This window comes from Moritella sp. JT01, from assembly GCF_001574435.1.
Lineage (GTDB): Bacteria > Pseudomonadota > Gammaproteobacteria > Enterobacterales > Moritellaceae > Moritella.
Window position 1 is genome coordinate 49,181 of sequence record NZ_LOCN01000009.1, and the last position, 25,189, is coordinate 74,369.

General features: G+C 40.8%; 24 protein-coding genes. 13 read left to right on the forward strand and 11 right to left on the reverse strand.

Annotated elements, in window-relative coordinates; translation table 11 throughout:
* Nucleotides 1–72 precede the first annotated feature (72 nt).
* Both AKG98_RS10580 and queF read right to left on the reverse strand, forming a co-directional pair.
* Nucleotides 73–2,355: a lipopolysaccharide assembly protein LapB gene (locus AKG98_RS10580; RefSeq protein WP_228140272.1), complete on the reverse strand. Its 2,283-nt coding sequence runs from the start codon at nucleotides 2,353–2,355 to the stop codon at nucleotides 73–75.
* Nucleotides 2,356–2,511: 156 nt separating this feature from the next.
* The gene (gene queF, locus AKG98_RS10585) at nucleotides 2,512–3,366 is read right to left on the reverse strand and encodes an NADPH-dependent 7-cyano-7-deazaguanine reductase QueF (protein WP_067045457.1); all 855 of its coding nucleotides are present in this window, start codon (nucleotides 3,364–3,366) and stop codon (nucleotides 2,512–2,514) included.
* Between the two features lie 163 nt (nucleotides 3,367–3,529).
* Between queF and syd the strand changes: the two genes are divergently transcribed.
* Nucleotides 3,530–4,099, forward strand: a complete 570-nt coding sequence (syd, locus tag AKG98_RS10590; RefSeq protein ID WP_067045460.1) for a SecY-interacting protein — start codon at nucleotides 3,530–3,532, stop codon at nucleotides 4,097–4,099.
* Between the two features lie 77 nt (nucleotides 4,100–4,176).
* Here syd and AKG98_RS10595 read toward each other — a convergent pair whose 3' ends face one another.
* The 5 genes from AKG98_RS10595 to AKG98_RS10615 form a co-directional block, all read right to left on the reverse strand.
* Complete coding sequence (locus tag AKG98_RS10595) at nucleotides 4,177–4,944, reverse strand: Zn-ribbon-containing protein (RefSeq protein ID WP_067045463.1); 768 nt, start codon at nucleotides 4,942–4,944, stop codon at nucleotides 4,177–4,179.
* Nucleotides 4,945–5,037: 93 nt separating this feature from the next.
* Nucleotides 5,038–5,364, reverse strand: coding sequence for a DNA-binding protein (locus AKG98_RS10600; RefSeq protein WP_067045466.1), 327 nt, complete (start codon nucleotides 5,362–5,364; stop codon nucleotides 5,038–5,040).
* A gap of 28 nt (nucleotides 5,365–5,392) precedes the next feature.
* On the reverse strand, nucleotides 5,393–5,623 hold the full coding sequence (locus tag AKG98_RS10605) for a DUF2789 domain-containing protein (protein WP_067045469.1): 231 nt from the start codon (nucleotides 5,621–5,623) through the stop codon (nucleotides 5,393–5,395).
* A 61-nt stretch (nucleotides 5,624–5,684) separates the two neighbouring features.
* Nucleotides 5,685–5,981: a DUF3301 domain-containing protein gene (locus AKG98_RS10610; protein WP_067045471.1), complete on the reverse strand. Its 297-nt coding sequence runs from the start codon at nucleotides 5,979–5,981 to the stop codon at nucleotides 5,685–5,687.
* Nucleotides 5,982–6,064: 83 nt separating this feature from the next.
* A complete protein-coding gene (locus AKG98_RS10615; RefSeq protein WP_067045474.1) occupies nucleotides 6,065–7,120 on the reverse strand; it encodes a DUF3549 family protein in 1,056 nt (351 codons plus the stop codon).
* 149 nt (nucleotides 7,121–7,269) lie between these two features.
* Here AKG98_RS10615 and AKG98_RS10620 point away from each other — a divergent pair, with 149 nt between their 5' ends.
* The 3 genes from AKG98_RS10620 to ptsG all read left to right on the forward strand — a co-directional run bounded on the left by AKG98_RS10620 (nucleotide 7,270) and on the right by ptsG (nucleotide 10,247).
* The gene (locus AKG98_RS10620) at nucleotides 7,270–7,596 is read left to right on the forward strand and encodes a YqcC family protein (protein WP_067045476.1); all 327 of its coding nucleotides are present in this window, start codon (nucleotides 7,270–7,272) and stop codon (nucleotides 7,594–7,596) included.
* Nucleotides 7,597–7,623: 27 nt separating this feature from the next.
* Complete coding sequence (gene truC / locus AKG98_RS10625; RefSeq protein WP_067045479.1) at nucleotides 7,624–8,379, forward strand: tRNA pseudouridine(65) synthase TruC; 756 nt, start codon at nucleotides 7,624–7,626, stop codon at nucleotides 8,377–8,379.
* Nucleotides 8,380–8,819: 440 nt separating this feature from the next.
* A complete protein-coding gene (ptsG, locus tag AKG98_RS10630; RefSeq protein ID WP_067045482.1) occupies nucleotides 8,820–10,247 on the forward strand; it encodes a PTS glucose transporter subunit IIBC in 1,428 nt (475 codons plus the stop codon).
* On the opposite strand, the gene AKG98_RS22240 is transcribed toward ptsG, so the two are convergent.
* On the reverse strand, nucleotides 10,248–10,400 hold the full coding sequence (locus tag AKG98_RS22240) for a hypothetical protein (protein ID WP_157534115.1): 153 nt from the start codon (nucleotides 10,398–10,400) through the stop codon (nucleotides 10,248–10,250). It abuts the gene before it with no gap.
* A gap of 27 nt (nucleotides 10,401–10,427) precedes the next feature.
* Between AKG98_RS22240 and AKG98_RS10635 the strand changes: the two genes are divergently transcribed.
* Nucleotides 10,428–12,317, forward strand: a complete 1,890-nt coding sequence (locus AKG98_RS10635; protein WP_067045485.1) for a methyl-accepting chemotaxis protein — start codon at nucleotides 10,428–10,430, stop codon at nucleotides 12,315–12,317.
* Between the two features lie 48 nt (nucleotides 12,318–12,365).
* Here AKG98_RS10635 and dapD read toward each other — a convergent pair whose 3' ends face one another.
* From dapD to map, 3 genes are all read right to left on the reverse strand, one after another.
* A complete protein-coding gene (gene dapD, locus AKG98_RS10640) occupies nucleotides 12,366–13,397 on the reverse strand; it encodes a 2,3,4,5-tetrahydropyridine-2,6-dicarboxylate N-succinyltransferase (RefSeq protein ID WP_067045488.1) in 1,032 nt (343 codons plus the stop codon).
* Between the two features lie 152 nt (nucleotides 13,398–13,549).
* Nucleotides 13,550–16,165, reverse strand: coding sequence for a bifunctional uridylyltransferase/uridylyl-removing protein GlnD (gene glnD, locus AKG98_RS10645; protein ID WP_067045491.1), 2,616 nt, complete (start codon nucleotides 16,163–16,165; stop codon nucleotides 13,550–13,552).
* Between the two features lie 84 nt (nucleotides 16,166–16,249).
* On the reverse strand, nucleotides 16,250–17,089 hold the full coding sequence (map, locus tag AKG98_RS10650; protein ID WP_067045494.1) for a type I methionyl aminopeptidase: 840 nt from the start codon (nucleotides 17,087–17,089) through the stop codon (nucleotides 16,250–16,252).
* A gap of 483 nt (nucleotides 17,090–17,572) precedes the next feature.
* Between map and rpsB the strand changes: the two genes are divergently transcribed.
* From rpsB to rseP, 8 genes are all read left to right on the forward strand, one after another.
* A complete protein-coding gene (gene rpsB / locus AKG98_RS10655; protein WP_067045497.1) occupies nucleotides 17,573–18,301 on the forward strand; it encodes a 30S ribosomal protein S2 in 729 nt (242 codons plus the stop codon).
* A 109-nt stretch (nucleotides 18,302–18,410) separates the two neighbouring features.
* A complete protein-coding gene (gene tsf, locus AKG98_RS10660) occupies nucleotides 18,411–19,289 on the forward strand; it encodes a translation elongation factor Ts (RefSeq protein ID WP_067045500.1) in 879 nt (292 codons plus the stop codon).
* A 77-nt stretch (nucleotides 19,290–19,366) separates the two neighbouring features.
* The gene (gene pyrH, locus AKG98_RS10665) at nucleotides 19,367–20,104 is read left to right on the forward strand and encodes a UMP kinase (RefSeq protein ID WP_067045503.1); all 738 of its coding nucleotides are present in this window, start codon (nucleotides 19,367–19,369) and stop codon (nucleotides 20,102–20,104) included.
* A gap of 153 nt (nucleotides 20,105–20,257) precedes the next feature.
* Nucleotides 20,258–20,815: a ribosome recycling factor gene (frr, locus tag AKG98_RS10670; protein ID WP_067045506.1), complete on the forward strand. Its 558-nt coding sequence runs from the start codon at nucleotides 20,258–20,260 to the stop codon at nucleotides 20,813–20,815.
* Nucleotides 20,816–20,884: 69 nt separating this feature from the next.
* Entirely contained in the window at nucleotides 20,885–21,655 is a 771-nt protein-coding gene (uppS, locus tag AKG98_RS10675) for a polyprenyl diphosphate synthase (RefSeq protein WP_067045508.1), read from the forward strand.
* A 57-nt stretch (nucleotides 21,656–21,712) separates the two neighbouring features.
* Entirely contained in the window at nucleotides 21,713–22,609 is an 897-nt protein-coding gene (locus AKG98_RS10680; protein ID WP_067045511.1) for a CDP-archaeol synthase, read from the forward strand.
* Nucleotides 22,610–22,621: 12 nt separating this feature from the next.
* Nucleotides 22,622–23,818 (forward strand): 1-deoxy-D-xylulose-5-phosphate reductoisomerase, encoded by a 1,197-nt coding sequence (gene ispC / locus AKG98_RS10685; RefSeq protein ID WP_067045514.1) that lies wholly within the window; start codon nucleotides 22,622–22,624, stop codon nucleotides 23,816–23,818.
* Nucleotides 23,815–25,170, forward strand: a complete 1,356-nt coding sequence (gene rseP / locus AKG98_RS10690) for a sigma E protease regulator RseP (protein ID WP_067045517.1) — start codon at nucleotides 23,815–23,817, stop codon at nucleotides 25,168–25,170. Before ispC ends, rseP begins: the two co-directional genes overlap by 4 nt.
* Nucleotides 25,171–25,189 lie beyond the last annotated feature (19 nt).

The following is a 25,189-nucleotide window of genomic DNA, read 5'->3' on the forward strand; positions in this document are numbered from 1 at the left end:
TTAAATCAAAGATGAAGATTAGCTTACCACTATATATACATCTATAAAATAGTTTGGTGTTAAAATGTAAGCTTACAGCCAATTAATATCATTTTTATCTGTTGATGAGGTGACTTTTACTAAGCCTTTTTCAATGGCTTGTTTGGAGCGATTCCAGATATCGCCATGGAAGAATGCCGGTTGTGTATAGGTCAAGGCACTTAATTTAACCCAACTATTTCGCTTATGTTTACGACTTAACTGGATTGCTCCTGATAAGGCTAAGGTGGCAATATTTAACAGCTTTTTGCTGTCTATTGCCGTTGGGTATTTAAATAAGAACGGGTGAGAAACCATACCAATCGAAATATCTTTGTCAAAATTAAGCTCACAATCAAATTGTTCGAACCAGTCTAAGATACGGTCGGCAATGATCGCAGGATCGTAATTTTTGTTTACTTTCTTAATCAATAATAACTGCGTGTCGTTCAACTGAAATAAGCGTTCTGAATCATGTAGTTGATTTTTTAAATGTGCGCCTAATTCAGTTTCTATTTTATTGACGAGTGAAAGGCTGCATTTTTGACGTAAAGGCAGTAAAAAGTCGAGACTAATGATCGCGCAGCTATGCACACTGTTTTGCTTATCTGAATATTCCCAATCAGAATAAAATCGTGCTTCTTGCAGTGGCGTTGGTATATATTGATTCAGGCTGTGGATGTTATTCAAGCCTGTATTTGAATGAATATTGTAGTTATTCTCTAACTGCTCTACATCTTGTTTTTGTAATTTCATTTTTTGCGTATTGACGTAGTACAAATAAAGAATAATTAGCATAATTGAAGCAAGTAAGAAAACATTAATAACCAAGTTATGTTTTGATTGTTTTAGCTTGAGTACTTGTTTTTGTAATTGGTTTATTTTTTGCGATTTTATTTCATTATTTTCTTTGTGCTGATTAGAGACGGGAAATGCTTTTTTTGCTTCAAAATTAGAGAGCTTGTTATAACGTATAAATTGCTTATAGCTATCGAGTGCCTTCGCGTATTGATCTGTTTCTTCATAGGCTGTAGCAAGATACAGATAGACGGTTTCAAATTGTTTGCTATTGTTTAGTTTACCAGCGATCGATAACGCTTTATTTAAACGTATTAATGCGGTGTCGTAATGTTGTTGTTGAATCGCTAAATTAGCGAGGTGTACGAGTGATTCAAGTAATAAATCTGTTTGACCATTACTGTAAAACAACTGCTCTGCATTCGATAAATATTGTTCGGCTAAACTATAGTTGCCCATTTGTAAGTAAGTTTTACCCACTTCGAAATAGACTGCGTTTAATTTGTTTTTCTCATCAAACACCTTCAGTAAATCGAGTGCGTTAAAATAATAAACGAGCGATAAGTTATATTCTTTAATTTTACGATGCATACTGGCAAGTGCTAATAAAGAATCGGAGAGTTGCAATTTGTTGCCAAGATTCTGATAGTACTGGGCAGATTGATTGGCAAAGCTGATCGCTAATTTAAAGTTGTCTTGGGCTATATAGGCTTGGCTCATTTTTTTAGTGAGCAGGCCATTGAGGGTATCTTGGCTATCAAGTAGTTTTTGTTGGGCTTTGTTGTAAAAATTAATCGCTAAGGTTAATTTATTTTGCTGTTGGTAATTATACCCAATTGCGTAAGCTGCCCACGCTGCATTGTTCGTGAGGGGGGTCTGGACGCCATATTGTTCGGCTTCGCGAAATAGTTGCATTGATTCTTCGTAATCATTGAGCTTTAACGCAATTTCACCGGCAATAATCTTGAGCGAAAAAGAGCCATTAGCAGTCGGATTATAGGTATTGTCATTAATGCTATCGATGACTTTGTTAATGGTTTCTTGTGCAAGTTGGAAATTAGCGAGCGTATTAGATTGTGCGAGAATGTGGCTTTTGATTAATAAGCTTTGTTGTTTTAAATGCAGTGGTACGGAATTCGATTTTTCAGCGAGCATTTTATCGAGCGTAATAACGGCTTGACCGATATTATTTGCATAGAAATAGCAGAGTGCTTTTTGTTGTTTGATGAGCGCAAGATCTGAAGGCGTCACCGATTTTGCTCTGATTTTACTCATGCGGGAGACTTCAGTGATGATGTCTTGTTGTTGTGTTTGCAAAAATTCATCAATAATTTGAATACATTGATAAGGTTGGCTGTATTGCACAGACTGACTGCGCTTGAGTTCATTCGGTAAGATCAGCTGATCAAATAAACTTGCAGCTGCAGTCGTGCTAAAGAGAAGAAATACAAGAGCATAAACAAAACGTAAAATCATGAGTTTAATATCGAATAGAAAGGCTGCTATCACATTCTTATGATCACATGTCCTTATTAACATTAGCCTTCCTTTGCTAATTCAGGCCTCCACCTGAGTGAGGTCGATGCTTTAATCAATACAATATTTTATAGTATTGATTAAAGCCTTCAAATACTAAACTATTTTGCAGGCTTTGTTAATGACTGGATATTTAAAAAACGTCCAGTCTCGGCAATGTTATTGGCGAATTAAGCGGATATTATCTATTTTAGCATCACAATTGGTTCTAAATGGGTTTATATCTAAGCCACCTCTGCGGGTGTAGCGCGCATATACAGTTAATTGTTCTGGTTTGCAGAAGTGCATAATGTCCGTGAAAATACGTTCAACGCATTGCTCATGAAACTCATTATGCTGACGAAATGAGATTAAATAGCGTAATAATGCTTCTTGGTCTATTTTATTTCCTTGATAAGCAATATAAACGCTGCCCCAATCGGGTTGATTGGTCACGAGGCAATTTGATTTTAATAAATGGCTGTAAACCACTTCGTCAACCACGTCATTGTTGTCTGCCGCGGCTTTGAGTAAGTCGGCATTAAACTCATAACTATCGACATCAATATCAAGATGGTCAAGACAGGTACCTGTTATTTGTGTGATTTGACTTGGCGCTTTATCTAAATCATCAAACATAACGACTTCAATAGGGCCTTGTGCACAGGCTCCCAAGTCGCGTTGCAGTGTTTCGGTTACAGCTTCTGTAGAGTTAAAACGGGTTTGGTTAAAGCTGTTTAAATAGAGTTTGAATGATTTTGATTCGATTAAGTTAACTGATGTCGCGCAGACTTTTACTTCGGCAACCGCTACGATTGGCTTACCTTTGCTATTTAACCAAGACAGCTCATATAAATTCCATAAGTCGCAACCCGTGAATGGCAGTTGATCGGATAGTGACAGATCATCTCGATTTAATTGTCTTGGCACGGGTTGTAACAAGCTAGGTTGGTATTGAGATATGTATTCCGTTTTTTGCCCTAAGTTTAATTTATCCAGTGCAGTTGAATCTTGGTAACGGTTTGTAATTGTCATGGTTTATTCTCATCGGTTAGCGCGTAATATAGCCAAGCTCCCTCAAGGTGTATATTCAGGTAGTTTGGGTATAGTTAATTTACTTATCAGTGGCGAGATTGTAATAAATTTTACTGCGTAGTGATATGCTATAGCAGATTTAATCATTTTTATGGGGAATATAATGACTGCAGCTGTAACCGATGCGTTGATTGCTTTTTATGCGCGCTGTGAACAACTTTGGCAAACACAAGATTATTTACCACAACAGGCGTTTGATCCAGAGTGGGATTCACCATGTTTTATTGCGGATTCAAATAATTCCCAACTGCTTGTGGGTCATAAAGCTTGGCTGCCTGTAAAACGTGATGAGATAACATCATTTAGTAATATTGAGTCTGCGTTAAGTATCGAGCTTGACCCGCAGATAGCCGATTTTTTTGGCGCTTATTTCAGTGACCATATGCCTGCACGTTTTAATGATGAGATCATTGAATTGGTACAAGTATGGAGTACCGATGATTTTGAGCGTTTACAAGAAAATACGATTGCGCATTTAATGATGAAGAAAACCCTAAAACAGCCGCCGACGTTGTTTATTGCCAGTTGCGCGGATGACATGCAGATCATAGCATTAGATAACGTCAGTGGTGAAGTAGTGCGTGAAGTGCTGGGGAAAGGCATTTCTGAAGTATTAGCGCCAGACCTAGCGACGTTTATTGGTCAATTAACACCTGTCTTACTCGAACAGTAAACCGCTGTTTCATTCTTATTAAACAGCGCAAGTATTAACTCGCGCTGTTTCTTGGCAATCTTATGCTTTGTTAGCTGCTACCAAGGTAAATTGGATAATAAACGGCAGGGCTCGCATTTAAAATCAAAGATACCGTGTAATGCTTCTTCTAGTTGCCATTCATCGCCACAGCTTGGGCAAGGCCGCGTTTGTGCTTGCTCGTCTTGTTCTGCTGTATCCGCTAAATGATAAAGATAATAATAGGTTGGGATATTAGTTTGCTGCTCAATATCTTTAGCGAGTTGCCAGCCTGTATTATTTAACGGGCTCTTCATATCCGTCAAGGTTTCACTACAGGCTTGCTTTAATGTGGTGCCGTGCATTTGCAATTCATCTGTTGAACTCCAATCGACTTGCCAGCGTAACAACGCTTGGTGATCGCCTATCGCTGGTGTTGGTAGTTTATATAGCGGGATAGGGGCGAGATGTTCTCCGCAACGCAAAGGTGAGCAAGTACTGAGATAATGGGTATATAACACTTGCCATTCGGGTTGCTGGCAAGGGTCGGTATTATCTGAATGTAAATCCATGCCTGTCAGGCGGATCTTAGGGGCGAGTAAACCTGCTTCATTTAAGGCTTGTAAGCGTTTTTCAACAATGCTGGAATGATGTCTCGGATGTAGGCTTTCTTCTTCAGGACAGACGACACGGGTAATAAAGACACCGTCATCCATACTGGTTGGGAACTCGCGGCCGAGTATTTGGCCGTTGTAGCGTAAGGCGTCAATAAGCTGGGTGATCGCACTATCGACAGCATCAATAGTGGTGTCTTGGTAACATTCAAAAGTGAGTTCTGCAGTAAACAAGGTATTCTCTCTATGACGGCTACTGACATTGTTTTATTTATTTTGGCTTAAATAACAATCGTCAGTAGCGTGTAATTTTCGTAATTGCCGTTATTACGTTAATAGGGCTTTTTTCAATGCGACTATTTCAGCTTTTAGTTCGCTCACTTCTTGGCGTAGAGGTGCAATCTCTTCGCGTACAGATGCAATCGCGGTTGCAATAAGCGCCGCAGTTGGATCTGCTACGTCTACACTTGTGGATATAGGCGTATTTTTTGGTGGGACGACTGCATTCGGATCAAAACGCCATGTTTTCAGAGTCTCAATAATATCGCGCATGCTTGCTGGTTGTGAGAGTCGAGATTTAATCAGTGCCATTGATGGTTTCTTCCCTTCGAGAGCAATTTGGTTTGCGGCATCGACAATGTGTTGTAGGCTCATAGTATTCCTTTTTTCGTATGTCAGATTATTAACGCAGCATAGCATCAAAGTGATCGATAACTTCGGCCCAGTCTGCATCTTCGTAAATGGCTTCTTTGAGAAACATTGCTTGCGAATCGTTCCAAAATGGTGCTTCAAATAATAATACACCTGCTTGGACTTTATGCTGATGGATAAAACGTTTCATGCTTAACTCATCATTTTCTAACCCGAGTTGCGCAAATAACAATTCTAAGGTTTGCGTGGCTAAAAACATCATCTGGCTCCTGTGTTTTTTTTCAGTATAGCCAGAGATGAGCAACAGCGTTAGTTTATCACGGTTAATCTATTGCATAAGGGGGGACGACAAAGTGTAAAACCGTTGGCCCAGCCATGATCAATGTTCCTTGATATGCGTTTTCGCCGTTGCTGCTAAAGTCAAAATTAAACTTATAACGGAATAAACTTCCCTTATGTGGGAACCAAGAAATACCGGCTTGTGCCGTTGCTAACCATTGTAATTGCTGTTGCTCACAATACTGTTTAATCAATGCATTGGCTAATTCTGCTTGTTTACGCAGGTGTATAAAGATCACCACCCCGATAAACCCAGCAACAATGGTTAACAAACTTCCCATATTCAATTTACTCCGTAATGACGATTGTCTTATTTGGTATTGTTCAGGTGATTAAGTGCGTTTTTGACGAAACAGCCTATTCCTTAACTGCGGTTCTGGCGAAACAATAGTCCAATCGCACTACCTAGGGTGTTGGTGCGGTCTGGGTTACGTAACATGGCTAATACCTTGTCACGTAGGCTTGGTATTGCAACTAAATCAGAGAATAGGTAGATGAATAGTTCTTCGCCTTGTTGCTGTTGTACCGCGGCTTCAAAGAACGCCAATAGCTGTGTCTCGTCATTAAAGTCGTGCCAGCAACGACCCGCTAACGCGACAATCGTTTGACTAATGTCGGTATGTTTAAATAGCGCAGGATAGAGATCGGTACGTAAGCCCTGTGCAGGTGCGCTTGATAATGCACGTATCAGCATAGATAAGCGTACATCGTCCGGTTTTTCTTGTGCTACTTCTTGGCTGATTAGTTTAGCTAAGGCTTCACTTAATATTGTTGGCAACGCTTCATGTTCCAGCGCCAGACAAAGCGAATATAAAGGGTCAGTAGGCAGTTTTGGTAATGCTACTGCAAGATGTTCTGCGTTGTTATCACGGTTTAAGCGTGTCGCAATATCGCAAATACCTTGTACACCGACTTCTTGCCATTGGTCAAAACTCAGTTTATTGGCAAAATAATTGTGTGCTGTTGGGTAGTATTTACTTTCTGGGCGAATAAAATCACGGTTGATAACGGCATTTAACATCGCCACTTTATCTGTGCTTGGTTTAAATACATACGGATTTGTTGCGAGTTGTTCTTGCTGTTCTTCACTTGGGGTCTTTTCTAACATTAGACCAAGCGATTCAACTACCATGTTAAGGAAGACATTACGCGTCCCTTGGATGAGTAGACCTTGCTCATCAAGTGGGAACTTAAGAAACCAGATGTAGTGCTGATTATTTTCGTTTTTGTTCCAGAAGGTAATGGCAAATTGAGCATGGCGTTGCAGTGGCGCAGGGTAAGCTTGCTGTGCCGATTCAAATTGCATAAAGTCGTCGGTAGAAATTTTGCTGATCTTACGGCCCATGTCATACACGCGAAACTGAGTCTTTGCTTGTAACAGAAATTCCGATAGCGTATTGAGGGTATGCGTATTTGCCATGATCTAATGTATCCGAGTTAAAAGTGGGGCCTAAGTATTGGCGTATTATACGCAAACCTTATCAAGATGCGAATGAGATTACGATGCGCTTTTGTATCTGGTCGCTGCTGGCGTATAATGCCGCTAAATTTGTTTCATGAGATAATAGTATGACGATCTATCTGCAGGTCCAGCAGTTATTAGTGGCGATTGAAGCTGAATTAAAAAATACGTCATTGTGGAATAGTGTGACGCCAAGTGCAGAAGCGTTAGCGAGTACGACGCCATTCTGTATTGATACCATGCCTTTTACAGATTGGTTGCAGTTTATCTTTTTAGTGAAGATGAGGCAGCTGGTGGTGATGCAAATGCCATTACCACATAAAATGGCCATCCAGCCGATGGCGGAAGAAGCCTTTAAATCCCTTACTGTGGATACCGGTGAATTGTTGTCTCTGATCTTATCGTTTGATCAGTTGTTAAATACAAATAGTTAAATAAAGCTAGTTAGGTAATAAAGCATAATGTTAAATATTTTATATCAAGATGAATACTTGGTCGCGATTGATAAACCTGCGGGTTTGTTAGTGCATCGCAGTTGGTTAGACAGTCATGAAACTCAGTTTGCCATGCAAATGGTCCGTGATCAGATTGGTCAGCATGTTTATACTGTGCATCGTTTAGATAGACCCACATCAGGCGTATTGTTATTTGCATTATCAAGCGAAGTAGCAAGGCAGATGAGCGAGATATTTCAGGCGCATGCGTTAACCAAACGTTATCTTGCAGTGGTACGTGGTTGGATTAATGAAGCCGGAACATTAGATTACGCCCTAAAAGTCGAGCTTGATAAAATTGCGGATAAGCAAGCAACGCAAGATAAAGATGCACAAGAGGCGGTCACGCATTATAAACCTTTGCATCAGGTTGAAATTCCATATGCGATAAGTAAAAACCACCCGACGAGTCGTTATTGTTTAATGGAGCTTGAACCTCAAACAGGTCGTAAACACCAATTGCGTCGTCATATGAAGCATTTATTCCACCCAATAGTGGGCGATACTACCCACGGTGATGGTCGTCATAATGTGTTTTATCGCGAACACTTTGAATTGCCACGTCTGTTACTTATTGCAAAATCATTATCTTTTATCCATCCGGTAACAGCGCAACCTGTGCATATTGAAGCCGCTGTAGGTAACGAAGTATTAGGGTTATTCAAGCAATTTGGTTGGCCTGCACAAGAAAGTGATTATTTACCGAAAACGGCAGCAAAATAGCGCTTTTTCGATTGTTAACGTACAGATAAACTTAGGTTACACTTTGTTACGTAAGTTTATCTGTAAAACTGATATTATCATCGGTTAGTTTTTATTTCATTATTCTTTCACTAATACGCCAACACCCATACTTTTACTGTGTTTTAGGCTAAATAGCTGCTTTGCAGCGCACTTCCTAAAACAAAAACCGTCTATGCAATCATCTTGGTTGTTTATGTACTGACGCCGTCATTAAAAAGTACACCCAATTGTACCGTTTTGTACCATTGTGAGTGGCTATTCAAATCTAAACTGCCGATCCGGTAATTGTTATGACTATTGTTTTTGGCAGGCTATAGTTAACGCAACCAAGGAGGCTAACCATGCATCCTCAACAAATTTCAACTGTATCAGCTCGCTGTTGCAGTACTATTTAGTTTGTTCACTATTAGGAGTGAGAGATGAGTAACGCGTTTGCAAATCTACAGAAAGTAGGTAAGTCATTAATGTTACCTGTATCGGTGTTACCGGTGGCAGGTATTTTATTAGGTGTTGGTGCGGCCAACTTTAGTTTTTTACCTGAAGTTGTTTCACAATTAATGGAACAAGCTGGTGGTTCGGTATTTGGTCAGATGGCGTTGCTGTTTGCCGTTGGTGTCGCCTTAGGTTTTACCAAAAATGATGGTGTTGCAGGTCTTTCTGCTATTGTTGGTTACGGTATCATGACCGCCACGTTAAACGTAATGTCGACAGTGATGGGCGTCGAAAGTATTAACACTGGCGTACTTGGTGGTATCTTTGTTGGTGGCTTAGCGGGCTGGGCATTTAACCGTTTCTATCGGATCCAATTGCCTGAATACTTGGGCTTCTTTGCTGGTAAGCGTGCAGTGCCAATCATTACCGGTTTCTGTGCCATAGCGCTTGGTGCGTTACTTTCTGTTGTTTGGCCACCAATTGGCGGGGTGATCAGCACTTTCTCAGACTGGGCTGCGCATCAAAATCCTACATTGGCGTTTGGTATCTACGGTGTTGTTGAACGTGCATTAATCCCATTTGGCTTGCACCATATTTGGAATGTACCGTTCTTCTACGAAGCGGGTACTTGTACTAACAACGCTGGTGAAGTTGTTCATGGTATTATGACATGCTTCCTGACTGCTGATGATGCAACACGTGCTGCAGGTAATGGTTTCGGTCAACTTGCTGGTGGTTATTTATTTAAAATGTTTGGTTTGCCAGCTGCGGCGATTGCGATTGCGCATTCTGCGAAACCTGAAAATCGCGCTAAAGTCATGGGTATTATGGCATCTGCTGCGTTGACGTCATTCTTAACGGGTATTACTGAACCAATTGAATTTGCATTCTTATTTATTGCACCTGTACTTTATGCAATCCATGCTTTACTTGCAGGCCTTGCGTATGTATTAACGAACTCTTTGGGAATTGTTCACGGTCATACCTTCTCGAACGGTTTTATTGATTTTGTAGTACAAGCTCCGCACGCTGAAAAAATGCTGTTGTTAGTAGGTCTAGGCGTTATTTATGCGATTATTTATTATATCGTATTCCGTACAGTGATCCGTATGCTGGACTTGAAAACACCAGGTCGCGAGGATGACGATGAGGTTGCAGTGGTTGCGGTATCTACAGATGAAATGGCGGGTGAATTAGTTGCGGCATTCGGTGGTAAAGACAACATCACTAATTTAGACGCATGTATCACACGTTTACGTATAAGTGTTAATGATGTCGATAAAGTAGACCAAGAGAAACTAAAAGCCTTAGGCGCCCGTGCAGTGGTTGTGGTCGGCTCTGGTATCCAAGCAATCTTTGGTACTAAGTCTGATAACCTACGTACTGATATGGAAGACCATATCAATACGCTATAACTAAACATACGGTCTTTTTGAGGCTGCTGAAACGAGAATGGCATCAATAATGATGCCATTTTTTTGCTCTGAGGACTCCGTATTCCCTCCGTAGTGTATTTTATCATCCTTGAATGTCACGGTCATATCCGACTCTGAGACGGAGCTGGGCATAACGCATTATCCATTAAGAGGTGTTTCATGTTAAAGAATATGTCACTCAAAAATAAACTAGCACTATCAGCTAGTCTCGCGATCATACTAGGAGGCGTACTGGTTGCTGCTGTTTCTTTTTGGTCTTCGATGCAACGTTTAGATGTCGAAATAGAAGAACGACTAAAAGGATCTTTCACATCATATAATCAATATGTAGCTGACTGGATTGAATCTAAGGGTACAATTTTAAGCTCATTATCTAATGATATAGCACCTGAATCGCTTGAGAAGCATTTACAACAAATGGCAGTGTCAGGTGGATTTGACAATGTATTCGCAGCGTTTCCCGATGGTAGCCAAAAGAACGCAAACGGTGTGACGCTACCGGCAGGTAATAATGACCCGAGAAAATGGGGTTGGTACATTAACGCCAAAGCGACGCCTTCAAAAGTGTTTATGGATAATCCAACGGTTGCGGCGGCAACGGGAGCAAATGTTGTCTCTTTAGGGTATTTACAGCAACTACAAGGCCAATCAGTCGTTATTGGGGCAGATGTTGAAATTAATGATATTTTACAAAACATGGAACAAGTTGTATTACCTGGCGATGGCTATATGCTTATTAGTAATAATCAAGGAGCCATTTTTGCCCATCAGGACATCAGTTTATTAAATAAAAAAATCTCCTCATTAGGTCTGGATTTTGTCGCTATCCAACAGATTCTACGTGACCCCCATGTTGAAAAAATCACGGTAAACGGCAAAGAAAATATTGTTTATGCCGCGCCAATTACAAATAGTGATCTGTTCATTATTATAGTTGTTGATTACAATTCATCGGTAGCGCCTCTTTATTCTGCTATTTGGAATCAAGTTATCGCAACAATACTTGTTGTTGTTATTTGTACTTTTTTATTCAATTTCTTGTGTAATATTTTATTTCAACCTCTACTTAGAGTATCTGATGCGTTAGCTTTGATTGCACAAGGTGGGGGCGATCTTACTCAGCGCATTGAGGTCCAGGCTAACGATGAAGTGGGGAATTTAGCCAATAGTTTTAATTTATTTGTGAGTAGCCAGCAGCAATTAATTCAGCATATTCGTACTCAATCGGAAACGTTGACAACGGAATCCATAGAGAGCGAACGACAAGCAAACCAATCGGTGAGAGAGCTTAATCATCAACAACAAGAGATTGATATGGTGGCAACGGCAGTGACTGAAATGGCCTCTGCAACTTTAGAAATTGCTTCGCATGCAGAACAGACTGCAAGGGCGGCACAAGATTCTACTGGCAGTACCAACGAAGGCCGCCAGCTGGTACTAAACTCAAAACATTCGATCAATAATTTAGCCAGTGAAGTTTCTGAAGCGTCTAAAGTGATTGGTGATTTAAGCCTGCATGCGCAGGAAATATCAACCATACTTGCTACAATTCAGGGCATCGCACAACAAACTAATCTATTGGCATTAAATGCGGCAATTGAAGCTGCTCGAGCTGGTGAACAGGGGCGTGGTTTTGCTGTTGTGGCGGATGAAGTTCGGGTACTGTCACAGCGAACGCATTCATCTACAGAGGAAATTAAAGCAACGATTGATACTTTACAATTAACGACTGCAAGGGCGGTCGGTCTTATGGACAGTAGCTCGAAATTGGCTATCTGTTCTGTAGAAGATGCCGATCAGGCGGCTCATGCATTAGAAGAAATTAATCAATCTGTTGTATTGATTAGTGATATGGCTACCCAGATTGCAACCGCTGCTGAAGAGCAAACTCAGGTTACAGGGGAAATATCACAGAATATCGTTTCAATTAAAGATGTGACGGATATTCTTGTTTTAGGCGCTAATCAAAACCTGTTGCAATCACAGCAGCTCAATACTCAGGCGAGTGAATTGAACGGCAGAGTATCCACCTTTATTGTGGAAACATAAGCCTGAGTCGTTCGAGTAAAACCCGGCTAATGCCGGGTCAGCCAGCTGTTAGTTGTTTGAGTGTAGTTCTGCGTTTAGTTCAACCGCTGATTTGTTAGTTAAACATTCAATCGTACCTGTGATTGAATTACGACGGAATAACAAGTCATCTTTACCGGCTAAGTCACGCGCTTTAACAACTTCAACGGCTTGGTTGCCCGCATCTAATATTTGAACTTTAGAACCTGCGGTAATGTATAGGCCTGATTCAATGGTACAGCGGTTACCCAGTGGAATACCTAAACCGGCGTTAGCACCCAGTAAGCAGTTCTCACCCATAGAGATCACTAATTGGCCACCGCCACTTAATGTACCCATGATAGATGCGCCACCACCGATGTCAGAACCGTTACCCACCATCACACCTGCAGAGATGCGACCTTCAACCATGCTTACACCTTCTGTTCCCGCATTAAAGTTAACAAAACCTTCATGCATGATAGTTGTGCCTTCACCTACGTGAGCACCTAAACGCACACGCGCTGTATGAGCAATACGCACACCTGTTGGTACCACGTAATCTGTCATTTTAGGGAATTTATCAACACAGCTTACGGTCAACACTTCACCTGCAAGACGTGCTTCAATTTGACGCTCTGCAAGCTCAGGTAAATCGATAGGGCCTTGGTTAGTCCATGCGATGTTATGCAATAGACCAAAGATACCGTCAAGTACTGTGCCATGTGGCTTAACTAGGCGATGTGAAATCAATTGTAGCTTTAGATAACCTTCTGCAACAGATGCGGGTTTTTCATCAGTAGCAAGTACAACAAGCACAAGCGGTTGTTTGCTGTTCGCTGCGGCAGTTGCAAATTTCGTATTCGCGGCATCATCATTTGCTGCAAATACCGTTGCAAGTTGCGCTGCATGTGCTGGCGTTATTTCAATGACTTGATTTTGACCTGAGTAATTAACGATTTCACTAATGTCGGCAACCAGTTTGTCACTTGGGTTTAGCAGAGGATTAGGGAAAAAAGCTTCGATAATTTTACCTGCAGTATTTTTAGTAGCACTACCGAAAGCGAGTGAAAAAGTGGTCATAGCTGAGAAATCTCCATTTAGAATAAGGGCATGATATTCATACATCACGCCGGATCTGAGTATTTTTTCTATTTATTACAATATTACCGTTAGTTCTATCACATTTGTCTTCGTTGTTTCAAAGATTATTGCGATTGTTATTTTCAGAGCAATTAGTTATCAGCCAATTCGGTAATCAAATTATGACGTAACTCCGCTTGCTGTTCTGGTGATAGCGGTTGATTGTTATTACCCGAAATAATGAAGAAATCTTCTGCGCGTTCACCAATAGTTGAAATTTTGGCATTATGCAGCACAATATTTTCTGAGCTCAAAATAGCACTGATCCGGGCAAGTAATCCTGGTGTATCTAAGGTGATTATCTCGACAAAGGTACGCTTTTTCTTGGTTGCTAAAAAGGTTACTTTGGTTTTTACTGAGAACTGTTTAATTTGTCGTGGGATACGCTGTTTTCTTAATATCGGCGCTTTACCCGTCTTTAACACCGCCTCTAATGCTGCTTGCAATGCATAAACACGATCAGGGGCGAGGGTATCACCGGTTTGATCCAAGATCACGAAACTATCGAGTACATAACCATTACGGCTTGAGGTGATTTTCGCATCATGAATGTTTAAGTTTTTATTCCCTAATGTAGATACAGCTGAAGCGAACAAATGCTTATTGTCTTTGGCATAGATAAACACTTCATTACCACCGCGGGTACTATTTTGACTGATCAGTACTAGTGGTTGAGTCGGATCTTCATGATTGAGAATACCTGTCGTATGCCAACAAATCTGGCTTGGATCATTACGTAAAAAATACTCGGAACGAAATGTGCTCCACAATGCTTGGATCTGTTCGGAGCTAAAACGGCTATTTTCCAAGAAGGCCAACGCAGTATCTTTATTATTTCTAATTCTGAATTTTGCATCGAGCGGATTTTCTAAACCACGGCGTAATGCTTGCTGAGTTAAGAAATATAATTCACGTAGCAGTGAACCTTTCCAGTTATTCCACAGACTGTCATTGGTGGCACAAATATCGGCAACGGTGAGGCAGTAAAGGTAGTTAAGGTGTTCTTGATCACCAATGGTTCGGGCAAACTCGGTAATTATCTCTGGATCGTGAATATCACGACGTTGTGCGGTTACCGACATTAATAGATGGTATTTGACCAATCGGGAGACCATTTTTCGGTCGGCCTTGTTGATCCCATGCTTCTTACAGAATGCGCGTGCGTCTATTGCCCCAATTTCAGAGTGATTGCCTTTTTGGCCTTTCCCTATGTCATGAAAAATGGCCGCAATGATCAATAATTCCGGTTTTTCTAAACGTGGGTATATCTCACAGCACAATGGATGGGTTTCTTTGGTCTTGTCCCATTTGTAAGAGTTAATGATCTTCACTAAACGGTGGGTATGCTCATCCACAGTATAGTTATGGAATAAATCAAACTGCATTTGTCCGAGGATGCGACTCCACTGTGGAATATAGGCGGCAATAACCCCATGTTTGTGCATTAATGTGATAGCTAAACCACAAGCATTGGGATGTTTAAATAATTGCATTAACTGTTCACGACACTCGGGAATATCTTCTAACCAGGTCGTGAGCTTACGTCTGGCATCACGTAATTCACGTATAGTGCCCGCATAAATACCGATAATCTGTTCGTTATCCGCAATATGATAAAATAATTCGATAATGGCGCTTGGGCGACGCGTAAATAGGTCGGTGCTGGTGGTATCAATTAAACTACCACGCAGTTGAAAGTCTGCGGTAATATTACGCACATCCATCCCCACGTGTCCGAGGATCGCTTGATTAAATAGCTGCAACAGCATTTCATTTAGCTCGGTGACTCGGCGGATAGTCTGGTAAAACTGTTTCATCATGGTTTCGACAGCTTGATTGCCTTCACCGCGGTAACCGAGTGCTTTGGCGACTGTGGTTTGTCTGTCGAATAATAAGCGGTTATCACAGCGTTTTAAACCAAGGTGCAGCGCAAATCGCACTCGCCATAAGAAGTTTTGGCAATCTTCAAGCTCGTGGTATTCACCTTTGGTTAAAAACCCGTGATTAGTTAATTCGAAGAAACTGCTTGAGCCAAAATGACGACGGGTGATCCACAGAATAGTCTGTAAATCGCGCAAGCCTCCGGGACTGCTTTTTAGATCAGGTTCTAAGTTATAAGATGAACCTTTAAATTGGTGATGACGAGCGAGTTGTTCTTCATGCTTGGCTTGGAAAAAGTCTTGGCTTGGCCAAAAAGTTTCAGGGTCAATAATGTCTTGTAACTGTGCATAAGTGTCTTCAGAACCGGTGATCAAACGCGATTCTAATAAATTAGTCGCAATAGTGATATCAGCTAAACCTTGTTCTAAACATTCATCGATGGTGCGAACACTGTGGCCAACCTCTAAGCGTAAATCCCATAACATAGTAATGAAGAGTGATATTGCTTGTTCTTGTTCTATGGTTAATGGCAAGGTTGTTGTAATGAGTAAATCAATGTCTGATTTAGGGTGTAATTCACCACGTCCATAGCCACCAACGGCAACCAAAGCAAGTTCTGGCTGTTTTTCCAAACCAAACTTTTGCCAAAGGCGATTGAGTAACTGATCCATGTATTCTGCACGGCAAGCGACTAACGCAATAATATCATCACCATCAAAAAAGCGTTGTTCTAGCCATGCCTGAAATTCTTGCATGTGTGATTTACAATGACTCAGTGTTAACTCTTCATCTGAGAGTAATGCGGGGACATATTGAGTTGGATCCATGCGACGCCTTCCTGGAGTTCGATAGAGAGATGGAATCAGCAGGGCACTGATTCCATATTATCTAATATTCAAACTAGTTTTTATTTAGTTTTTTAAGATACGTGAGATAGTTTCTTCTTCACGTAATGTCATAATTTCACAACCGTCTTTGGTTACAACAATAGTATGTTCCCATTGCGCTGAGTTTTTGTTGTCTTTGGTTAACACTGTCCAGTGATCATCGGCTACTTCATTGTGTTTTTTACCCGCGTTGATCATAGGTTCAATCGTGAAGCACATGCCTTCTTTAAGGACTAGGTTTTGGTTGCTTTCGTTGAAGCGTGATTTGTAATGTAATACTTGTGGCTCTTCATGGAATTTTTCACCAATGCCGTGACCACAATATTCTTCTACGATTGAGTATTTACGTGTTGGATTGGCTTTATTGTGAGACTTGATTTTTTTCTCAATGATCTCGCCAATGCGGCTTAAACGAGTACCCGGTTTTACTTGACGTAAACCTTCGTATAACGCTTCTTGTGAAATTCGGCATAATTGCTTATCACGTGGTGATACTTCTCCAATTAAAAACATCTTTGAGGTATCGCCATGTAGGCCATCTTTGATCACGGTAATATCCAAGTTAATAATGTCGCCATCGACTAATGGACGATCACTTGGTACACCATGGCAAACAACGCTGTTAATTGATGTGCAGATCGATTTTGGAAATGCGGTGTCATCATTTTCATCATAGCTTGGGTAGAACAGTGGTGCAGATAATGCGTCGTTTGCTAAAGTGAATTCATGGCAACGATCATTTAACTCCTGAGTGGTCACCCCGGCAACTACAAACGGTTCTATCATTTCTAGTACTTGTGCTGCTAAACGACCCGCAACGCGCATTTTTTCGATTTGATCTTCAGTTTTAATGATTACGCTCATTTTTCACTCTTCAATATATAGGTTTTTTGTTTTATAACTATCATTGTAACGCTAATGAGAGTAAGAAGCCTAAATTTTTTTTGTGGATTAAGGACTCTATTTAAGCGTCTGCTATTTATAGGTATTCAGGGATAAAAAAATAATTTATTTAATGTCGGTAAATATCTTAATAACCCGCTAGATTAAAGGTTGTTCGGTGTATTTACTCTCTACATCAACCTTAAAAACAACGCTACAAAATTTGTGCTATTTATCTAAATATGATATAAAGCGCGCAATGAATTTAGTAAATGTCAGTAACTGGTTATTTGCTAAATCTCATACACATAAATTTATATAAATCACACACACATCGTCACATTTGTCGGGGTGCTTTTATTTTGTTTGTTAATCGCTTGCTTTTGCTCGCTTTTAGTTAGAAATAAAGGTCGAAAAAATGGGATGTGTGGAGGCCTAACCCCATACAAATTTAAGGAATTTAAAATGTCTACAGTATCAATGCGCGATATGCTACAAGCCGGTGTTCATTTCGGTCACCAAACTCGTTACTGGAACCCTAAGATGAAGCAATACATCTTCGGTGCTCGTAGTAAAGTACATATCATCAACTTAGAGCAAACTGTTCCTCTGTTCAACGAGGCACTTGGTTTTATCAAGAACGTTGCAGACAAAAAAGGTAAAGTTCTTTTTGTTGGTACTAAAAAAGCTGCTGGCGAAACAATCAAAGAAGCTGCACTTTCATGTGACCAGTTCTACGTTGATCATCGCTGGTTAGGCGGTATGTTGACTAACTGGAAAACAGTTCGTCAATCAATCAAACGTCTTACTACTCTAGAAGCACAATCACAAGACGGTACATTCGAGCAACTTACTAAGAAAGAAGCTCTAATGAACACACGTGAAATGATCAAACTAGAGAAAAGCCTTGGTGGTATTAAAACTATGGGCGGTTTACCAGATGTTCTTTTCATCATCGATGCTGACCATGAGCACATCGCTATTAAAGAAGCTAACAACCTAGGTATCCCAGTAGTAGCTATCGTTGATACTAACTCAAACCCAGACAACATCGATTATGTTGTACCTGGTAACGATGATGCGATCCGTGCTATCAAACTTTACGCTGGCGCAGTAGCTGCAAGTGTAAACGAAGGCCGTAATCAAGACATCGCTGCACAAGCTGAAAGCGACTTCATCGAAGAAGCTAAATAATAAAGCTTTTCGATTTAATCGATGCTCTTATTAACTAAGTGCACTATTTAGTTAACAGGAGCCGTATGGCTCCTGTTTTTTTTTGTATAAGAAATTGAGGAAATTACCCATGGCAATTACTGCTGCAATGGTTAAAGAACTGCGCGAACGTACAGCTGCAGGCATGATGGATTGTAAAAAAGCTTTAGTTGAAGCTGAAGGCGATATGGAACTTGCAATCGACAACATGCGTAAATCAGGCGCTGTAAAAGCGGCTAAAAAAGCGGGTCGTATTGCTGCTGAAGGCGTTGTAAAAACTAAAATTGCTAACGGCGTTGCTGTTCTAGTTGAAATCAACTCAGAAACAGATTTCGTAGCAAAAGATGCAAGCTTCCTAGCATTTGCTAACCAAGTTGTTGAGGTTGCTCACGCTGGTGAATTTAACACGGCTGAAGCACTACTAGCCGCTAAATTTGACGCTGAATTAACAGTTGAAGAAGCGCGTGCTAACCTAATTGCTAAAATTGGCGAGAACATTAATGTTCGTCGTTCAGTTGTAGTTAAAGGTGATAACATGGCGTCTTATATACATGGCGGCACTATCGGTGTTGTTACTGTACTTAAAGGTGGCGATGAAGCATTAGCTAAGAAAATTGCTATGCACGTAGCAGCAGCTAAGCCTGAATTTGTTAAACCTGAAGATGTGCCTGCATCTGTAGTTGAAAAAGAACGCGCTATCCAAGTTGAAATCGCTGTAAACAGTGGTAAGCCTCAAGAAATCGCTGAAAAAATGGTTGTTGGCCGTATGAAGAAATTCACTGGTGAAGTTAGCCTTACTGGTCAAGCTTTCATCATGGATCCGTCAAAAACTGTTGGTCAACTTCTTAAAGAAGAAGGCGCAGACGTTGAAACATTTATCCGCATCGAAGTGGGTGAAGGTATCGAGAAAGCGGAAGATGATTTCGCCGCTGAAGTTGCAGCTACAGTAGCAGCAGCGAAAAAAGCATAATTTCATTATTGCTTAAGATTTAATACAGACCGCGGCTCAGGCTGCGGTTTTTCCACAATTAGGATAAAGAGATCATTATGACTACCAACCCGAAACCTGCATATCGTCGTATTTTATTAAAGCTTAGCGGTGAAGCGCTGATGGGAGACGAGAATTTTGGTATCGACCCTAAAGTTCTGGATCGCATGGCACAAGAAATCAAAGAAATTGTTGAGTTAGGTGTTCAAGTTGGTTTGGTTATTGGTGGCGGAAACCTATTCCGTGGTGCAGGTCTGGCTGAAGCGGGTATGAACCGTGTAGTGGGCGATCACATGGGCATGTTAGCGACTGTGATGAATGGCTTAGCAATGCGTGATGCACTTCACCGTGCTTATGTGAATGCTCGTTTAATGTCTGCAATTGAATTACGTGGCGTATGTGACAGCTATAACTGGGCTGAAGCAATTAGTTTATTAAAAACTGGCCGAGTCGTTATTTTCTCGGCGGGTACAGGTAACCCATTCTGTACAACGGATTCAGCTGCCTGTTTACGTGGTATTGAAATTGAAGCCGACATTGTATTAAAAGCAACAAAAGTTGACGGTGTATACTCTGAAGATCCAGTGAAAAACCCTGATGCTGAATTTTACGCTACTCTTGATTATCGTGAAGTTGTAGAAAAAGAACTTAAAATCATGGATTTATCTGCATTTACCATGGCGCGTGACCATAATTTACCGATGCGTGTATTTAACATGAATAAGCCAGGTGCTTTACGTCGTGTTATTATGGGTGAAGCTGAAGGCACATTGATTTCAAATCAAGCAAAGAAATAAAACTGGATCTCAAATTCAGTAAATAAATACAATAGTTTAAAATTTAGGGGGATTATAACAAGACCTCTAAATTGAATTGATTTACACTAAATAAGTAAATTCTCATCGATAAAGCAATGCTGACCATTGCTCGACAAATTTAAGGAAGACGTTGTGATCAACGAAATTAAAGATGACGCTCAGGCCCGTATGGGCAAAAGTATCGACGCATTGAAAAGTCAACTATCTAAAGTTCGAACTGGCCGTGCACACCCAAGTATCCTAAACGGTATTACCGTTTCTTACTACGGAACTAATACACCACTTAACCAAATCGGTAACGTTGGTACTGAAGATTCACGTACATTAAGCATTACTGTATTCGATGCAACAATGGTTAAAGCCGTAGAAAAAGCAATCATGATGTCTGATTTGGGTCTTAACCCACAGTCTGCTGGTACTAATATTCGTATTCCATTACCTGCACTTACTGAAGAACGTCGTAAGAGCTTAATTAAAGTTGTACGTGCTGATGCTGAACAAGGCCGTGTTGCTATCCGTAACATCCGTCGTGATGCCAACGGTGATATCAAAGCACTACTAAAAGAAAAAGAAATCGGTGAAGATGACGATCGCCGTGCACAAGATGAGATCCAAAAAATGACTGATACCTGTATCAAGCAAGTTGATACTATATTATCAGACAAAGAAAAAGACTTAATGGAAGTGTAATTTACTTTACGCTTTTTAAGACGCCGTGTTTCGATACGGCGTTTTAATTTTTGATGGATAGAAATTGTAATGGTAAACACCAGCGAACTCGAAGCGTTAGTTAATGACTCGAAACCCAAGCATGTTGCGATCATCATGGATGGCAATGGACGTTGGGCTGAGCAGCGTGGAAAAATACGTATTAAGGGCCACCATGAAGGTGTTAAGTCTGTTCGCCAAGTTGTGACTAGTGCATTAACTATTGGGGTTGAATCACTCACGTTATTTGCTTTTAGTAGTGAGAATTGGCGTCGACCTGCAGCTGAAGTTAGCATGTTGATGAAATTATTCATGACAGTGTTAACTCGAGAAGTTAAAAAGCTACATAAACATAAAATCCGCCTAAACATCATCGGCGATATATCTGCTTTTAGTCCTGCTATTCAAACCAAGATCGCTGAAGCTCAAGCGTTAACCATGAATAACACCAAGTTAACCCTTAATATTGCAGCCAACTACGGTGGTCAATCGGATATTGCGCATGCCGCTAAGAAAATTGCTGCCGCCGTTAAAATGGGTGCAATTAGTCTCGATCAAATCGATGATAAAATGCTAGGTCAACACATCGAAATGGCTGACCAACCTGCCGTTGATCTGATGATCCGTACTGGCGGTGATCACCGCATCAGTAATTTTCTGTTGTGGCAATTGGCTTACGCGGAATTGTATTTCACTGATATATTATGGCCTGATTTTGACAATGTCGCTTTTGAAGATGCCATTTTTAGCTTTGTAAACCGAGAACGTCGTTTTGGCGGTACTGGCGAACAAGTCAGAGCTATTTTAACAAAGCAGCAATAAACACATATAAGTAAGTACTTAGATTTTATTCTGAGTACTTTTAATAGGAGAACAACTTTGCTTAAGCAACGAATTACGACCGCGTTAATCTTAGCGCCATTAGCGCTTGCCGCTATTTTTTTGTTACCCCTGCAATGGTATGCGCTTGCAATTGCGGGTGTTTTTATCTTAGCAACAAAAGAATGGGCTGTATTGGTTGATAAGAATAATAGTAAATTACCCAATGCCTTGATTGTCGGCTATTCCCTTATTCTTGGTGCATCATTATTAGTTATTCCACCTGATGTTCGTAATATCTGGGAAGTGACTAATGGTGAAATTGTTTTAGTACCATTAGTCAAAGGTATTTTAACTGTCGGTGCTGTGTGGTGGTTAATTTGTGCAGCATTAGTTTTGACGTATCCAAATAGCGCTAAAATATGGACTAAAAATACACTTGTCAAAGTGGTGTTTGGTATCGTTACACTAGTGCCTTTTTTTTGGGCGATGTTAGCACTACGCTCTTATGATTATGCGCATGACCAGATGTCAGGTGCATGGTTAGTGATGCTCGTTATGTTCTTAGTGTGGGGCGCGGATTCGGGTGCTTACTTTACCGGTAAAAAATTCGGTAAAAATAAACTAGCACCAAAAGTTAGCCCAGGTAAAACCCGTGAAGGTTTTCTTGGTGGCGTTGCAGTATCAATGATTATTGCGTTAATTGCTGCCGTTGTGATGACTGTATCACCTTCAGGGGAACTTGATAGCACTAAGCTTGTCGTAGTTCTGTTCACGTGCTTTGTAACGTCAATTTCATCAACATTAGGTGATCTTAACGAGAGTATGTTCAAACGTGAAGCGGGTGTAAAAGACAGTGGTACATTATTACCTGGTCACGGTGGTATCCTTGATCGGATTGATAGTTTAACTGCTGCATTACCGGTATTTGCTGTTATTTATTTAGTTTGGCTTTAAGGGAGCGTTATTGTGATTGGATTAACGATACTGGGTGCAACCGGCTCGGTTGGTAAAAGTACCCTTGCAGTTATTCGTCAAAATCCTGAGCGCTTTCGGGTACAGGCTTTAACCGCTAATAGTAATGTTACTGAGATGCTGGCGCAATGTTTAGAGTTTAAACCTTGCTACGCTGTTATGCTTAATGACGTTGCAGCCGGTCAGTTAGCGCAACAACTTAAATCACTTAATTGCTCTACGGAAGTGCTTTCTGGAATGGATGCATTATGTCAGGTTGCTGCGCTTGACGATGCAGACATGGTGATGGCTGCAATTGTCGGCGCAGCTGGTCTTATGCCAACCTTGGCTGCTGTTCGCGCGGGTAAACGGATACTGCTAGCAAATAAAGAAGCGTTAGTGATGTCTGGCGCTTTATTTATGGAAGAAGTAAAAGCCAGTGGTGCTGAATTATTGCCAATTGATAGTGAACATAATGCTATTTTTCAAGCAATGCCAACGGCAGTACAAACTAATCTGGGTTTTTGTGATCTGGTTGCTGAGGGTATCAGTAAGATCTTATTAACCGGTTCAGGTGGCCCATTCCGTTATAGTGATATTGCTGATTTATCAGCCGTCACGCCAGCACAAGCCTGTGCACACCCTAATTGGTCAATGGGACAGAAGATCTCAGTTGATTCTGCTACCATGATGAATAAAGGTCTCGAATACATTGAAGCTAAATGGCTATTTAATGCCGATGAAGCACAAATTCAAGTGGTTATTCATCCGCAGTCGGTGATCCATTCAATGGTGCAATATACCGATGGTTCGGTATTAGCACAGATGGGTGAACCGGATATGTGTACGCCAATTGCCCATGCAATGGCTTATCCACAGCGTGTTCCTTCTGGTGTTAAACCATTAGACTTTTTCGAAATGGGTGAGTTAACGTTTTTAAAACCTGATTATGCGCGTTACCCTTGCTTAAAATTAGCGATTGATGCTTGCCATCAAGGTCAAGCGGCGACAACAACGTTAAATGCTGCGAATGAAATCGCGGTAGACGCCTTCTTAACTGGGCAGATTAGTTTCACTGATATTGCGCGTGTAAACGAGACAGTATTAGACGCGATGACTATCTCTGCACCCAACAATATTGATGCCTTGATTGATATTGATGAGATGGCTCGAGCTGCAGCAGAACAAACAATTAATAGAGTAATAAAATGATATCGTCTTTATGGAATTTAGGTGCATTTATTGTTGCCCTCGGTATTTTGGTTGCAATACATGAGTTTGGTCACTTCTGGGTGGCACGTCGATGCGGCGTTAAAGTATTACGTTTTTCGATTGGTTTTGGTAAAACTTTGTGGATGCGTACGGGTAAAGACGGCACTGAATATGTTATTGCAATGATCCCGCTCGGTGGTTTCGTTAAAATGCTTGACGAACGTGTTGATGACGTACCTGAAGCATTAAAATCTCAATCATTTAATCGTCAACCTGTATTAGCCAGAATCGCCATTGTTGCCGCCGGGCCGTTAGCAAACTTTGCGTTAGCCATTGTTGCATTTTGGCTTATGTTCATGATCGGTGTGCCGAGTGTGAAACCTGTGATTGGTGAGGTTGCTCCCCATTCGGTTATGGCACAAGCAGGTGTTACTGACAAAGCGATTATTACCGCGATTGACGGTCAAGAAGTAAAAGATTGGAATGATGTAAGCCTTAAAATAATTGAGCACATGGGTGAACCATCGATGGCTGTTCAATTATATCTTGAGGACACTAACTACACCGTGTCTCGTCAAATAGATTTACGGGATTGGAAATTTGATCCTGAGCGTGAGTCACCGATAAAAAGCGTTGGTCTGACGCCTTATCAACCAGCTGTGAGCCAAGAATTAGCGCAAGTCATTAAAGGTAGCGCGGGTGAGCGTGGTGGTCTGCTTGCCGGTGATAAAATTATTGCAGTCGCACAACAACCTATTGATAACTGGTTAATGTTGGTTGAAAAAATTCAAAACAGCCCTGAACAAATGTTAGCTGTAACCATACTGCGAAATGGCCAGAAACTAGAATTAAATGTTATACCAAAAGGTAAAATCGGTGCGGATGGGGTATTAAAAGGTTATTTAGGCGTTGCACCTGTTGTCGCGAGTTATCCTGAAGATTATCTTGTTGATATTCAATATGGTATTCTAGATTCTGTACAACAGTCTGTTGAGCGTACTTGGCAACTTACTGCGCTAACGTTTAAGATGATTGGCCGTTTAGTGACAGGTGATATTTCGCTGAACAATTTAAGTGGACCGATTTCCATTGCTAAAAGTGCTGGCGCGAGTGCAGACTATGGTTTGGTTTACTTTTTGGGTTTCCTCGCCTTGATTAGTGTTAATCTGGGTTTAATGAATTTAATGCCACTTCCTGTACTAGATGGTGGTCATTTGCTGTATTACACATTTGAACTTATCACAGGTCGACCAGTGTCTGAAAAGATCCAAGAAGTCGGTTTCAAAGTTGGTTCAGTCATAATTATGCTATTAACGGGACTTGCCTTATTTAATGATTTTGCTCGTTTATAAATCATTGAATTGCATTTAG

Excerpts from the sequence above, each read along its gene's own strand:
- AKG98_RS10620 (WP_067045476.1), top strand. The coding sequence starts at position 7,270 with ATGACGATCTATCTGCAGGTCCAGCAGTTATTAGTGGCGATTGAAGCT.
- rpsB (WP_067045497.1), top strand. The coding sequence starts at position 17,573 with ATGTCTACAGTATCAATGCGCGATATGCTACAAGCCGGTGTTCATTTC.
- queF (WP_067045457.1), bottom strand. The coding sequence starts at position 3,366 with ATGACAATTACAAACCGTTACCAAGATTCAACTGCACTGGATAAATTA.
- AKG98_RS10605 (WP_067045469.1), bottom strand. The coding sequence starts at position 5,623 with ATGATGTTTTTAGCCACGCAAACCTTAGAATTGTTATTTGCGCAACTC.
- syd (WP_067045460.1), top strand. The coding sequence starts at position 3,530 with ATGACTGCAGCTGTAACCGATGCGTTGATTGCTTTTTATGCGCGCTGT.
- rseP (WP_067045517.1), top strand. The coding sequence starts at position 23,815 with ATGATATCGTCTTTATGGAATTTAGGTGCATTTATTGTTGCCCTCGGT.
- uppS (WP_067045508.1), top strand. The coding sequence starts at position 20,885 with ATGGTAAACACCAGCGAACTCGAAGCGTTAGTTAATGACTCGAAACCC.
- tsf (WP_067045500.1), top strand. The coding sequence starts at position 18,411 with ATGGCAATTACTGCTGCAATGGTTAAAGAACTGCGCGAACGTACAGCT.
- AKG98_RS10600 (WP_067045466.1), bottom strand. The coding sequence starts at position 5,364 with ATGAGCCTACAACACATTGTCGATGCCGCAAACCAAATTGCTCTCGAA.
- map (WP_067045494.1), bottom strand. The coding sequence starts at position 17,089 with ATGAGCGTAATCATTAAAACTGAAGATCAAATCGAAAAAATGCGCGTT.
- AKG98_RS10615 (WP_067045474.1), bottom strand. The coding sequence starts at position 7,120 with ATGGCAAATACGCATACCCTCAATACGCTATCGGAATTTCTGTTACAA.
- AKG98_RS22240 (WP_157534115.1), bottom strand. The coding sequence starts at position 10,400 with ATGCCCAGCTCCGTCTCAGAGTCGGATATGACCGTGACATTCAAGGAT.
- glnD (WP_067045491.1), bottom strand. The coding sequence starts at position 16,165 with ATGGATCCAACTCAATATGTCCCCGCATTACTCTCAGATGAAGAGTTA.
- dapD (WP_067045488.1), bottom strand. The coding sequence starts at position 13,397 with ATGACCACTTTTTCACTCGCTTTCGGTAGTGCTACTAAAAATACTGCA.
- pyrH (WP_067045503.1), top strand. The coding sequence starts at position 19,367 with ATGACTACCAACCCGAAACCTGCATATCGTCGTATTTTATTAAAGCTT.
- AKG98_RS10635 (WP_067045485.1), top strand. The coding sequence starts at position 10,428 with ATGTTAAAGAATATGTCACTCAAAAATAAACTAGCACTATCAGCTAGT.
- AKG98_RS10580 (WP_228140272.1), bottom strand. The coding sequence starts at position 2,355 with ATGTTAATAAGGACATGTGATCATAAGAATGTGATAGCAGCCTTTCTA.
- AKG98_RS10610 (WP_067045471.1), bottom strand. The coding sequence starts at position 5,981 with ATGGGAAGTTTGTTAACCATTGTTGCTGGGTTTATCGGGGTGGTGATC.
- truC (WP_067045479.1), top strand. The coding sequence starts at position 7,624 with ATGTTAAATATTTTATATCAAGATGAATACTTGGTCGCGATTGATAAA.
- ptsG (WP_067045482.1), top strand. The coding sequence starts at position 8,820 with ATGAGTAACGCGTTTGCAAATCTACAGAAAGTAGGTAAGTCATTAATG.